At 69.8% G+C, this 12,417-nt stretch carries 14 protein-coding genes; 10 read left to right on the forward strand and 4 right to left on the reverse strand.

Annotated elements, in window-relative coordinates:
* Positions 1 to 800: 800 nt before the first annotated feature.
* Together MK177_01795 and MK177_01800 are read right to left on the reverse strand one after the other, a co-directional pair.
* Positions 801 to 1,199: a hypothetical protein gene (locus MK177_01795; GenBank protein MCH2426046.1), complete on the reverse strand. Its 399-nt coding sequence runs from the start codon at positions 1,197 to 1,199 to the stop codon at positions 801 to 803.
* 36 nt (positions 1,200 to 1,235) lie between these two features.
* Positions 1,236 to 2,003 (reverse strand): glycerophosphodiester phosphodiesterase, encoded by a 768-nt coding sequence (locus MK177_01800; protein MCH2426047.1) that lies wholly within the window; start codon positions 2,001 to 2,003, stop codon positions 1,236 to 1,238.
* 96 nt (positions 2,004 to 2,099) lie between these two features.
* Here MK177_01800 and pyk point away from each other — a divergent pair, with 96 nt between their 5' ends.
* Positions 2,100 to 3,536 carry a pyruvate kinase gene (pyk, locus tag MK177_01805; GenBank protein ID MCH2426048.1) on the forward strand — a complete coding sequence of 479 codons (1,437 nt, stop codon included), beginning with the start codon at positions 2,100 to 2,102 and terminating at the stop codon, positions 3,534 to 3,536.
* 13 nt (positions 3,537 to 3,549) lie between these two features.
* On the opposite strand, the gene MK177_01810 is transcribed toward pyk, so the two are convergent.
* Positions 3,550 to 3,864, reverse strand: coding sequence for a hypothetical protein (locus MK177_01810; protein MCH2426049.1), 315 nt, complete (start codon positions 3,862 to 3,864; stop codon positions 3,550 to 3,552).
* Between the two features lie 55 nt (positions 3,865 to 3,919).
* On the opposite strand from MK177_01810, the gene MK177_01815 reads away from it, so the two are divergent.
* From MK177_01815 to MK177_01835, 5 genes are all read left to right on the forward strand, one after another.
* Positions 3,920 to 4,381, forward strand: a complete 462-nt coding sequence (locus MK177_01815; protein MCH2426050.1) for a DUF3151 domain-containing protein — start codon at positions 3,920 to 3,922, stop codon at positions 4,379 to 4,381.
* Positions 4,382 to 4,390: 9 nt separating this feature from the next.
* Positions 4,391 to 4,984 carry a molybdenum cofactor guanylyltransferase gene (locus MK177_01820; GenBank protein ID MCH2426051.1) on the forward strand — a complete coding sequence of 198 codons (594 nt, stop codon included), beginning with the start codon at positions 4,391 to 4,393 and terminating at the stop codon, positions 4,982 to 4,984.
* Positions 4,985 to 5,029: 45 nt separating this feature from the next.
* Positions 5,030 to 5,350, forward strand: coding sequence for a rhodanese-like domain-containing protein (locus tag MK177_01825; GenBank protein ID MCH2426052.1), 321 nt, complete (start codon positions 5,030 to 5,032; stop codon positions 5,348 to 5,350).
* Positions 5,305 to 6,510, forward strand: coding sequence for a ribonuclease D (locus tag MK177_01830; GenBank protein ID MCH2426053.1), 1,206 nt, complete (start codon positions 5,305 to 5,307; stop codon positions 6,508 to 6,510). Before MK177_01825 ends, MK177_01830 begins: the two co-directional genes overlap by 46 nt.
* A 102-nt stretch (positions 6,511 to 6,612) precedes the next feature.
* On the forward strand, positions 6,613 to 6,813 hold the full coding sequence (locus tag MK177_01835) for a hypothetical protein (protein MCH2426054.1): 201 nt from the start codon (positions 6,613 to 6,615) through the stop codon (positions 6,811 to 6,813).
* Between the two features lie 25 nt (positions 6,814 to 6,838).
* Here MK177_01835 and MK177_01840 read toward each other — a convergent pair whose 3' ends face one another.
* On the reverse strand, positions 6,839 to 8,587 hold the full coding sequence (locus tag MK177_01840; protein MCH2426055.1) for a chloride channel protein: 1,749 nt from the start codon (positions 8,585 to 8,587) through the stop codon (positions 6,839 to 6,841).
* A 99-nt stretch (positions 8,588 to 8,686) separates the two neighbouring features.
* Here MK177_01840 and MK177_01845 point away from each other — a divergent pair, with 99 nt between their 5' ends.
* The 4 genes from MK177_01845 to MK177_01860 are packed head-to-tail and all read left to right on the forward strand — an operon-like array spanning position 8,687 to position 12,405.
* Positions 8,687 to 10,141 carry an FAD-binding protein gene (locus tag MK177_01845; GenBank protein MCH2426056.1) on the forward strand — a complete coding sequence of 485 codons (1,455 nt, stop codon included), beginning with the start codon at positions 8,687 to 8,689 and terminating at the stop codon, positions 10,139 to 10,141.
* A gap of 5 nt (positions 10,142 to 10,146) precedes the next feature.
* A complete protein-coding gene (locus MK177_01850) occupies positions 10,147 to 11,028 on the forward strand; it encodes an FAD-binding protein (GenBank protein MCH2426057.1) in 882 nt (293 codons plus the stop codon).
* A complete protein-coding gene (locus tag MK177_01855) occupies positions 11,025 to 12,212 on the forward strand; it encodes a (Fe-S)-binding protein (protein MCH2426058.1) in 1,188 nt (395 codons plus the stop codon). The genes MK177_01850 and MK177_01855 overlap by 4 nt, the downstream gene beginning before the upstream one ends.
* Positions 12,202 to 12,405 (forward strand): hypothetical protein, encoded by a 204-nt coding sequence (locus MK177_01860; protein ID MCH2426059.1) that lies wholly within the window; start codon positions 12,202 to 12,204, stop codon positions 12,403 to 12,405. The genes MK177_01855 and MK177_01860 overlap by 11 nt, the downstream gene beginning before the upstream one ends.
* Positions 12,406 to 12,417: the final 12 nt, after the last annotated feature.

A 12,417-nucleotide genomic window follows, 5' to 3' on the forward strand; every position in this document is an offset into this window, starting at 1 on the left:
GCCACAGCTGGGACCGGACCACGGGCCGGCGGAAGCCGTACGAAAACGCGAAAGTGGCCCCGAGTAGCCTCCCGGCGAACCGGTCAACTCCTCGGAGCCACCTCGTCGTCTCACGTCCACCTGCCGAACCGTCCCGTCAGACGATCCGGACCCGGAGCCCAACCCCGAAGGGTCTGGCTCTGACCCGGAACCGGAACATCCGTCAACGCTCCGTTCCCGAACCCGACTCGACCACCGGTTCCCGACGGAACCCTGGTCAACCGTGCCACCCCTTCGCCCGACGGCTATGGAGCGACCCGATCGACTCGGCACCCCGATCCCAGCTCCACCATCGATCCACCCCGTCGCCCGTCGGCGGCGGAGTGACCGGCAGTGGTCCGGTTCCGGTCGGGGCCTCGTCCGGGTGGCCCGACGGTTCGCCCGAAGGCTCCTCGTCGTCCCGCCCGGCCTCGACACCCGTGTGCCGGTGGCCGAACCGCTGGTCCCTCTCGGGGCCAGCGTGGTTGCGGTCCTCCCCGAACACGTCTCGGGGGCTTCCCCAGGTTCTCGACCCTCCTCCCTCGACCGGAGCCTGAGCTCCTACCTCGGTCGGCTGGTCGGTTCTCCGGTTCCGGATCCCCTCGCCGTGTTCGGCGTGCACGCATGGTGGTCGTGTCCGGGCATCCGGATCAAGCGGATTCGGGGTATTCCCCAGTTCCGTGGCGGATTTCCCCAGAGGTTAGGTCCGGCGTCCACAGGACCGTCCACAGGAGGCCCCGAATTGGTGACTGAGTCCGGCGCCAGGTGGCCGGATGGGTGGGTCAGGTGACCAGGACCGCGCCCGCGAAGAGCGCCCCGAGAGCGGCCAGACCGCCCAGGGCCCCGGTGGCACCGCGCAGGGCGACGCTCCGGGTAGTGGCGTGGACGGCGGCCGCCACGCCGGAGAGTCCCACTAGCAGGAGCTTCACCAAAAGGGCGGTGAGATACCCGGTGTCCTTGTCGCCGATTTCGACGGCGAAGAGGCTCCAGATCCCGGTCACGACCGCCAACCCGAAGCAGGGCCATGCAACCCTGGCGAAGCGGACGGCAGCGATGCGTGGAACGTCGGGTCCGAGGGAGCGGAGCAAGGGCAGGAGGCCGACCATGACAATCTGGCCTCCGACCCACCCGGCCACGCCCAGGAGGTGGAGGAACACGCGGATGCTGTCGAGGTCGGCCATGGCGGCAGTCTGCCTGCTGTCGGGACATCGTCCAGCTCAGGTCGCCCAGTCCTCCCGTTCCACCAGGACGGACCGGAGCACGCTCGGCCGGTCGGTCATGATGCCGTCCACACCAAGGTCCAGGAGCCGGTGCATCTCGTCGGCGTCGTCGATGGTCCACACGTGGACCTGCAGGCCCTGGCCGTGGGCGTGGCGGACCAACCGGCGGTCGACGAGGGGGACGCCGGCCTGGCGTACCGGAACCTGGAGGCAGTCGGCGACCGGGCGCCCCGTGGGTATCCCCAGGCTGGCCAAGCGGACCCGGCCCACAGCCAGGGGCCCGGCCGACGTGCAGAGCCCCGGGCCGAGGAGGGCGCGGCATCGTGCGAGACGCCGATCCGAGAATGAACCCAAGCAGACGCGCCCGAGGGCGTCGTGGTCCCGCAGGACGGCGACGAGCGGATCGACCACCCGGTCATCCTTGGGGTCGATGTTGATCCGCACCCCGGGGAATTCGGAGAGCAGGTCAGCCAGGCGTGGGATCGGCTCCCTGCCGTCGATCCGGGCGTTGACGACCTCGGCCCAAGGCAGGTCAACGACGCGCCCCGACCGGTCGGTGACGCGGTCCAGGGCCTCGTCGTGGAAGGCGAGGACCACGCCGTCGGCCGTGGCGTGGACGTCGGTCTCGAGGTACCGGTAGCCGAGGCCCACAGCGTGCCGGAAGGCCGCCAGGCTGTTCTCGGGGTGCTGTTCGGTGCCGCCGCGATGGGCGAAGGCCAACGTCCCCGGATGGTCCAGGTACGGGTGGAGGTCCGGCTTGGGCATCGCCCCGACGGTAGTGCGAGGCTCGACAGCTCCCATAGCCACGCCAGGGGATCACGTCCCGGGGGCGCCACGCGGGCAGGTCGGTATGGTGGGTCGATGGCCCGCCGGACCAAGATCATCGCAACCATCGGACCAGCCTCCGAGGACGAGGCGACCCTGCGCAGGCTGGTTCGGGCCGGCATGGACGTGGCGCGACTCGGCCTGGCACACAACACGATCGACGAGGCAGCGGCCAGGATGGCGGACATCCGGCGTATCGCCGCACTGGAGGGTCGTTACGTCGGCATCCTCGTGGACCTTCCCGGGCCCAAGGTACGGGCGGCATCCTTCGGCACCGAGCCGGTAGTCCTGGTGGAGGACTCCCGCCTGGAACTCCGGGTGGGCAACCAGCGGAGCGATGCCTCGAACATCGAGGTGGACTACGAGGGCCTGCTTTCCGACGTGGGACCCGGCGACCGCCTGAGCATGGGCGACGGTCGGGTGATACTGGAGATACTGGACCACGGCGGCGAGTTCCTGACCGCCCGGGTGGCCCACGGAGGCGTCCTGAACGGCAGGCCGGGCCTGCACATTCCGTCGGACCGCCTGTCCATGCGGGCGCCGACCGCCGACGACCTCCTGGCCGTCGAGCGGTTCGTGGAGCTCGACGTGGACATGATCGCCCTCTCGTTCGTACGTTCGGCCGAGGACCTGGCACGGCTTCCGGTGGATCCACACCCGGCCGGCCCGATCATCGTGGCCAAGATCGAGACCCAGGCGGCCATCGACGACCTGCCTGCCATCATCGAGGCGTCCGGGGCCGTGATGGTGGCCCGGGGCGACCTGGGTAGCGAGTGCAGCATCGAGGAGCTGCCGATCCTCCAGAAGGAGATCATCCGACAGTGCATCGCCCTCGGGCGGCCTGCCATCACCGCCACACAGATGCTGGAGACCATGGTCACCAACCCTGAGCCGACCAGGGCCGAGGTGTCCGACGTGGCCAACGCGGTGTGGGACGGGTCCAGCGCTCTGATGCTCTCGGGGGAGACGGCCATAGGCGTGGATCCGGTGAACGTGGTCGCCACCATGTCGCGCATCGCGGAGCGGGCCGACCGGGCCTTCGACCACCGGGCCTGGATGTCCGAGCTGTCCGAGCTGCGGATGGCCGACACCGACGACCCGAACACCTCCATCACCGATGCGATGACCCAGGCCACGGCCAGGGCCGTCGACGTGCTGGGCATCGGCACCATCCTGTGCATCTCCGGAAGTGGCTTCACGATCCGCTCGATGGCACGGTTCCGCCCGTCGGCACGGATCCTGGGTCTCAGCGCCAATGAGCGCACCGTCCGCCAGCTGACACTCAGCTGGGGCACCGAGCCGCTCCACCTGCCCGAACAGGGAGACATCGCACTCCGGGTGGCTGCCGCACTGGAGGCCGCCCGAGACCGTGGTGACGTGGCGGTAGGCGAGTTGGTGGGCGTCCTGGCCGGCACCGACGTCCGGTCCCGCTCCACCAACGTCCTACGGATCGAACGGGTACCCGCGCGCTGATCCGATCCGCCGGTCAGGCGGCTGTGCAGTTGGGGTTCAGGTTGGCGGGGACCTTGACGGGTTGCCCGAAGACGGCGCAGGAGCAGTCGGCCGCGCAGTCCGCCAGGTTGACCCGTTGTTCCCAGAGTCCGATGGAGAGGGCCGCCAGGAGCACCACGACGAGGGCCCTGACGACGAGGCGTCGGATGATCCGGGCGGCCAGCACGAGGCCGATTACGGAAAGGACGATGGCCACACCGGTGGCCGCCCGCATCGCTTGGGGATCGGCCCATGCGGGAAGCTGGACGAGTTCGGGCAAGTCGATGCGGTCTAGGAACTCGGTGGGCACCGACCGAGGGTAGCGGTCCGGGGCCGGCGGACCGGGTCGGGTAGCCTCGCCGGCCATGACGATGGACAGGCCGATCGGCCTCTCTGGGACTGGCCCGCCGGAGACGATCCTGGGGCCCGAGCCTGCCGATGCCGACGATCGCCTGAGTGCCGCCGGAGAGGCCCCCGTGGCCGATCGACGGGCAGCGGTGGCTGGCGTCGTCGCTCAATGGCCGCGCCACCTCGAGGCATGGGCACGGTTGGGCGACCTCGGCCGAGACCCGGTGGAGTCCTACGCCTCCTACCGCGTGGCCTACCACCGGGGCCTGGACCGGCTCAGGCAGAGCGGCTGGCGCGGATCGGGCTACGTCCGGTGGACGCATCCGACGAACCGTGGGTTCCTGCGTGCTTTGGCAGGGTTGGCCCGGACGGCCCGTGAGATCGGCGAGACGGACGAGGAGGAACGCTGTGAGCTGTTCCTGCGACAGCTCGACCCCGCATGGCCCGCGGTGGACCCCCCGTTCGACGGACCGGCCTGAGCCGACCACGTGGCAGGACCGTCGCGCACCGCTGTAGGTGGGGCGGTCCTGGCCGGTGGATCCAGCAGGCGGATGGGCCGCGACAAGGCGTTCCTGGAGGTGCGGGGGCACCCCATGGTGGCAGCGATCGTACGGGTGCTGGAGGCCGTGGTGGGCCCGGGGGTCGTGGTGGTGGGCGGCGATGAACCGCGGATACGGGACCTCGGGCTCCTCCGGATTCCCGACCTCCACCCGGGGGCCGGCCCGCTCGGCGGCATCCTCACGGCCCTGGGCCACTTCCGGGAGCTGTGCGACCACGTCGTGGTCCTCTCCTGTGACCTCCCGGGGGCGTCGGCGTCGAGCGTGAGGACCCTGGCCGACGCGGCCGGGCAGGCACCGGGAATCCTCGTGCCGGTGCTCGAGGGTCGACGGCAGTGGATGCACGCCTGTTGGCCGGTGGCCGCCCTACCGGCGTTGGAGGCGGCATTCGCCACTGGGGAGAGGGCACCGCGCCGGGCCCTCGGCGGCCTGTCCGTGGTCGAGGTCGTTGGGCTGGACCCGGCCTCCCTACGGGACGCGGACCGACCAGGAGACCTCGACGAGTCGGGACGACAGGACCGGTAGGGTGCCCGACGGCGCGGGTAGGGCGCCCGACCTGGGAGTGGATTCATGGACGTGCCGGAGATCGGAGTCGAGGAGTTGGAGCGCCGCCTCGCAGCGGGAGCGACGCTCATCGACGTACGGGAGCCCGACGAGTACGCACAGGTCCGGGTGCCGGGCGGGATCCTTGTTCCCCTGCAGACCGTTCCCGATCGTCTCGCCGACGTACCGACCGATGGGACGTTCTACGTAATCTGTGCCAAGGGCGGTCGGAGCCGGGAAGCGGCGGAATTCCTCATCACCGAGGGGCGCGATGCCGTCAACGTCACCGGTGGCACCACGGCGTGGGTCGAGGCCGACCTCCCCACCGACGCGGGGAGCCCGGCCTGAACCGGCAACCCGATCCGGCTCTCCGCCTGCTGACGAACCAGGCGGAGTTCGACGACCTGATCGCGACCCTCGCGGGCAGGGCACGCATAGCGGTTGACACCGAGTTCCACCGTGAGAAGACCTACTTCCCCAGGGTCGCCCTGATTCAGGTGGCCTGGGAGGGCGGCCTCGCCCTCATCGATCCCCTTGAACTGGACCTGGCGCCCCTCGCCGGGTTGGTGGAGTCGGATCTGCTCGTCGTGATGCACGCTGCTGGCCAGGACCTCGAGGTCTTCGACCGGGTGTGTGGGGCCGTGCCCCGACACCTCTTCGACACCCAGCTGGCGGCCGGCTTCATGGGCATGTCCTCACCCTCGCTGGCATCTCTCCACGAACGCGAACTCGGTCTCCGACTGCCCAAGGGGGATCGGCTGACCGACTGGTTGGCCCGGCCGCTGAGCCGGTCGCAACTGGAGTACGCGGCATCCGACGTGGCGCACCTGCTGGAGATCCACGATCGGCAGATCCGGAGGCTGACCGATGACGGCCGGCTTGCGTGGGCGGAGCAGGAGTGCCGCGACATGCTTGAACGGGAGCGTGGACGGCGTGTGCCGGAGGACGCCTGGCAGCGGATCAAGGAGGCCAGGCAGTTGAGGGGCAACGCCCGGGACGTGGTCCGGTCGGTGGCCGCCTGGCGCGAGCGGCGCGCGGCCGAGATCGACATACCGGTCCGCCATGTCCTTCCCGACCTAGGGGTGGTGGCCGTTGCGCAACGGGCGCCGAAGGGGGTCGGGGATCTGAAGGGGGTGCGGGGCCTCGACGGCCGGCACCACAAGGGTGTGGTAGCCGAGGGGATAGTCGCCGCCGTCGCAGAAGCACGGAACCTTCCGCCGCTGGTGGTCGACCCACGGCGGGCTGGTGGTGGCCGTGACTTCCGCGCTGGCGTCACCCTGGTCTCTGCGTGGGTGGCGCAGTTGTCCCGTGACCTCGACCTGGATCCGACGCTGGTCGGTACCCGTGGCGACATCGAGGCGCTGGTACGTGGGGATGAGGGTTGCCGGATGGCCACCGGATGGCGCCATGAGATCGTGGGCGGACCGGTCGACGACCTCCTGAGTGGACGGGCGTCTCTAGCGTTCGACGGTAAGGGCGGACTGCTGCTGGAGCCAAGGGGGCCCTGACCCGTCGTTAGGTCGGCCCGCCGCCCGCGTCCCGTGTTCGGCGGTCTCCGTCGGTAGGCTGCGGGATCGATCGCTGACGACATCCGACCTGGAGGGTCCACGGTGAAAAAGGGCCGACACCGCCGCTACGAGGAAGCAAGGGCGTTGAAGCAGAATCAGGACCTGGACCTGGATTCGATCTTCGACAGCCTCGAGATCGGGGACCGGGAGGTCGACGGGGATTCCACGGACTTCGACAAGTGGGCCGACGAGAACGAAGACGGCGCCGACGAGGCGCTGGAGGAGTCCAGCGAGACCGCCTGACGTCCGGTCTCAGGAGGCCAGGCGATCAGCCGCCCGTCTCCTCCAGGATCTCGTCCAACTTGAGTATGTCGTCGGCCGAGAGCATGCCGATGAAGGCACCCTCGACGTCGGTGACGGCCAGCACGTCCACGTCGGCCTTTTCCATCGCCACGATGGCGTCGCGCAGTGACCACGAGGGTCTGGCTGCCGGTTGGTCGCCGGCGAGGATGGAGCCCACGGTCGTGTCGTCCCACTCCGAGCGTTCGATATTCGACACCTCGGTGAGGCTGATCATCCCCAGGTAGTCGACGCCGTCGACGACGGCAACCGATCGCTCCCGTCGACCTAGGACGTGCAGGTACATGAACTCGGCGACCGTGGCGTCGGGAGGCACCGTCAGGACGTCGGTGTCCAGCGCCGATGTGACTGGCAGGGTGAAGCGTCGCTCCAGGTGGCCGAGGCGCACGCTGTGCTGGTGCTCGGCGACCGAGGACTTCCCGGCCACCAGCTGGCTGACCGCGGCGGCCACGAGCGCCGGGACCACGAAGGAGCCTCCGGTCGACTCGGCCACGAACATCACGGCTGAGATCGGGGCGCGGTAGCCAGCTCCCAGGAAGGCGGCCAGACCGAGCGTCGGGTAGAGGCCCGGCCGGTCGGACTCCAGGAGCTGGCCGGTGAACTGCCCCAGGATTACGCCCTGAACGGCGAGAGGGATGAACAGCCCACCCACGCCACCGGCCGCCAGGGTGACGATGGTGGCTGCCAGGCGGAGTCCGAACAGGAGGGCGATCAGGCCGAGGCCGTTGGACGGGTTGACCACCCAGTCCATGGCCTCGAAGCCGGGGCCGATGGTCAGGGGGGCATCGAAGGCCAGGTCGGCAGCGAAGGCCAGCCCGGAGAGGGCGGCGCCGCCGAGCAGGACGCGTGCTACGAAGTTCTCGGTCCTGGACTGCGCCTTGGCCCAGCGCACCAGCCATGCCATGGAGCGTCCACCGAGGCCAGCGAAGATGCCCAGCAGCAGGGCCCCGAACACGTCATTTACCTCCACCGCGGTGAACAGCGATGCGAGGTCGTCCGCCTCGAACCACACGATCCTCTCGGAGGAGGCGACGGCGAGTTCCTTTATGTTCAGCCCGATCCGGTTCACGGGATCGGTCAGGAACGGGATCACCGCTTCGTGGCCGATGAGGTTGATGTAGACGACGTAGCTGGTGGCCGCCGCCAGCAGGGACGGGAGTAGGGCCCTGCGGTTGACGTCGTCGCGGTAGGGGGCCTCGAGGGCGAAGAGGACCCCGGTCGCCGGTGCCTTGAAGACGGCAGCCACGCCGGCGGCGGCTCCGGCAGTGAGGAGGATCTTGACGTCCTCGCGCCGGAGCCAGCGGCGGAAGCGGTTACGGGCGGCCAAGCCCAGCGAGGATCCGGCGTAGATCGACGGGCCCTCAAGGCCCAGGGAGCCACCCAGGCCGATGGTGGTCACCCCGGCTAGGAGCTTCAGCGGAAGGTCCCGCAGGGGTAGGCGGGGTGTCCGGTCATGGAACGCCCGGTTGAACTCGTCCGACGTGGCCGGAGTCAGGCCGCGTCCCGCATAGTGGAGGATCAGGGTGGCCAGGATGAGCCCCACGGCGGGGGCCAGGGCGATCTGCCAGAGCGGGCGTTGCAGTACCCGGTCCAGCAGGAGGGTGGCCGAGACGTACTCGAAGCCAGCGATGAGTACGGCGACCACGCCGCCGGTGGCGATGGAGAGAGCCAGCACCGGGGTGTCGCCACGTGTGGCGATGCTGCGGAGCCGATTCACGGGGTTCTTCCTACACCCTCGGGAGAATGGATCCTCGGACGCTACGGGTCGAACCTGCCGGGTGTCCCGCCCGTGGTCCTCGAGGGGCAGACTGCTCCCATGCGCAGGCCGTGGAGACGATCACCGGATCCACTGGTACGCGAGTTGGTCGACGCCCTGGACCGGGACCGGGTCCAGGTAGGCGAGGTGGCCAGGCGCTTGTACAGCCGGGACGCGTCGGTGATTCGGGGCGGGCGGGCCGGGGTGATCTGCTTTCCCGAATCCACCCGGGAGGTCTCGGCGTGTGTGGTGGCGGCGGTCGCCCACGGACGGGCATTCGTGGCCCGCGGCGCCGGTACCGGGCTGACCGGGGGCGCGGTGCCGTGCGACGAGCCGGTCATGGTGGTCATGACCAGGATGAACCGGATCCTGGAGGTCGACGCGCAGCGACGCCTGGCCTGGGTGGAGCCGGGGGTGGTGAACCTGGACCTGAGTCGGCACCTGGCGGGCACCGGGCTGCACTTCGCCCCCGATCCGTCCAGCCAGCAGTCCTGCACGATCGGCGGAAACGTGGCCAACAATTCGGGTGGTCCGCACTGCCTGCTCTACGGCGTGACCAGCGCCCACGTACTGGCCGTGGAGGTGGTGCTCCCTGACGGCGAGGTTGTGGTTCTGGGCGACGAGGACGGCGATGCCGCGGGCTACGACCTCCGTGGTGCCTTCGTAGGCGGCGAGGGCACCCTCGGAATCGCCACACGGATCTGTGTCCGACTCACCGAGGACCCGCCCGAGGTGGCGACCCTGCTCCTCGACTTCACTGACGTTGGAGCGGCAGCGGAGACGGTCAGTGCCATAATCGCAGAGGGGATCGTGCCGGCGGCGCTCGAGATGATGGACCAACGGGTGGTCGAGGCCGTCGAGCCGTTCGTGAGGGCGGGTTACCCGATGGACGCCGCGGCTGTGCTCATCGTGGAGTTGGACGGGCAACCGGCCGGCGTGGCCGACGAGATCCGCCGGATCAACGGCCTTGCCCATACCTATGGTGCCCGGTCGGTGCGGGTGGCTGCCGATGAGGATGAGCGGGAACGGATCTGGAAGGGCCGCAAGAGTGCCTTCGGCGCTATCGCCGTCATCAAGCCGGACTACTACCTCAACGACACGGTCATCCCCAGGACGAAGCTGGCGGAGGTAATCGCCCGCATCTACGAGATCGTTGACGAGCAGGACCTGATGGTGATGAACGTCTTCCATGCGGGAGACGGGAACCTGCATCCCCTTATCGTCTTCGATGCCAGGGAGGAGGGGGTGATGGAGCGGGTGCTCGCTGCCGGAGAGGAGATCGTCCGCGTTTCGGTGGCGGTTGGGGGCGTGTTGTCGGGTGAGCATGGGATCGGGCTGGAGAAGAAGCGGTTCATGCCACTGCAGTTCAGTCCGGCGGACCTGGAGGCCCAGCAGCGGCTCCGAACGGCGTTCGATCCGGCCGGAATGGCCAACCCGGCCAAGGTGCTGCCCTCCGGGGCCTCGTGCGGCCACGTGACCAGCCTGGGACGCGTCCCCGAGGGCATGTGGATATGACTCCCGTGGACTACCGGATGGAGGCCTTTCGCGGGACCGTGGGGATCTCCGGCCCGGTGTGCGTGCGTGGGGGAGGCACCCGCTGGGGACTCGGCGGTGGTGCGGCCGGTGCCAGGGAGGTCTCGGCACCGCTGGGGATCCTGGCCCTGGAGCCGGCGGAGATGACGGTGAAGGTCGGTGCGGGGACGCTCCTGGCCGACTTGGCCGATGCGTTGGCCGATCACGGGCAGGAGGTGGGGATCGACGGGCCTCTGGGATCCACAGTGGGCGGTGCCCTGGCGGTGGGGCGTGGCCCCCTGCGGCGACGAAGGGTCGGGGCCGTTGCCGATGTCCTGCTCCAGGCGGACTGCGTCGGAGCCGACGGGGCGACGTTCACCGCAGGAGGGCCGACCGTGAAGAACGTGACCGGCTACGACCTCTGTCGTCTGCTGGTGGGCTCGCTGGGAACCTTGGCCCTGTTGGGAGTCGTGATCCTGCGAACCCGCCCCCTGCCGGCCCGTATCGTCTGGATGGGTGGAGAGGTCGAGCCCGACCGGGTCCTGAGTGAGACCTACCGGCCGGCCTGCGTGCTCTGGGACGGCGCCCGTACGTCGGTCCTGCTGGAAGGCCACGCCGAGGATCTGGAGCGCACGGCGGGACGGCTGGCCCGGTTGGGCATGGCGGGGATGGATCCACCGGACCTTCCGGTGGGGCGTGGGAGGTGGACCGGCCACCTACCGTCGGGCGGCGTGCTCGAGGTGGGAACGGGAGTGGTGCACCAGCCCCTGGAGGGAGCGCCGCCCACGGTGGACGACGGTGTCCGCGCACTGGGTGCCCGCATGAAGGCGTCCTTCGATCCGACGGGGCGCCTCAACCCGGGCCGGGATCCCTACGGGGCGGTGGCATGACCGCGTCCGGCCAGCTCGGCCTGCGGAGTGACGCCCTGGCGGCCTGCGTGCAGTGCGGCCTGTGCCTTCCCCACTGTCCGACCTACCGGGTCACCGGCGACGAGAGCCGGTCGCCGCGTGGCCGTATTTCCCTCATGGGCGCAGCGGAGTTGGAAGGTGCTCCGATGGACGCAGAGTGGCTGGACGCCATGTCCACCTGCGTGCAGTGCCTTGGCTGCGAGACGGCCTGTCCGTCGGGCGTGCCCTTCGGCGAACTCATCTCGATGACCCGCGCCGCCATGGTCGAGCAACGGCCCGCTCCGTGGAGGCTCCGACTGGGCCTCGGGCTCCTGGGCCGACCGCGCCTGCTCCGGTGGGGGAGCCGCCTCCTCGCCGTGGTACAGCGCCTCGGGATGTTCAGGCGGACGGGGCTGTTCCCGGCCCGGCTCCCACTGCGTGGTGGCCGACGACGGTCGCCTGTGGCCGACGCCGACCTGCTGCTCTTCACCGGGTGCGTGATGGACGCCTGGCAGCCGGAGGTGCACGACGCCGTGGAGGACGTGCTGCAGGCGTCCGGTCGGACCGTGGATCGGACCGGTGACCGTGTCGGGTGCTGCGGCGCGCTCCACGAGCACGCAGGCCTCCACGACGAGGCTTGCAGCCGCGCCGAGGCGGTCATGGCCACTCTTCCTGGAGATCGTCCGATCCTCGTGGACTCGGCGGGTTGTGGTGCGGCCCTGAAGCGGTACGGCACGCTGCTGGGGACGGCGGCGGGCACTGCCTTCTCGAGCCGTGTGTTCGACGTCCACGAGTGGTTGGCGGCGAATCCGGAGGCCCTGCCGAGGCCCGGAACCCGGACGGACGAACCCATGGTGGTCCACGATCCCTGCCATCTCCGGCACGTCCAGGGGACCCACGGCGCGGTCCGTGACGTCCTCGGGCCCTACGTTCCGCTGGTGGAGCTGGACGACGAGGGCCTGTGTTGTGGGGCTGGGGGAGCATTCTCGATGCTGGAACCGGGCCTGGCCGGCGAGGTACGCGAGCGCAAGGTGGCTTCGATAGGCCGGGCCTTCCGGCGATCGGGCGCGCGGACGGTGCTCAGCGCCAATCCCGGCTGTGCGACGTACCTCGCAGCGGCGGGCATCGAGGTCCGACATCCCATGGAAGTGGTTGCCGAGGCCCTGGAGGCTTCCCATGACCGATGAGTTCCTGGAGATCAGGGTCCGCCTGGAGGCCATCGCCGAGGAGCTGGCCGACCTGGCCATCCTGCGCCTGCGGGAATCGATCGACGCCGGTGGAACCGAGTTGCCGCTGGACGAACGGCGGATCACCCGGGCACGTCGGGCCGTCGAGAAGGCCGCCCACCTGCTCGACGAGCCGAATGCCGGGGGCTGGTGAGGCGCCGCGTTC

Source organism: Acidimicrobiales bacterium (genome assembly GCA_022452145.1).
Taxonomy (GTDB): domain Bacteria; phylum Actinomycetota; class Acidimicrobiia; order Acidimicrobiales; family MedAcidi-G1; genus UBA9410.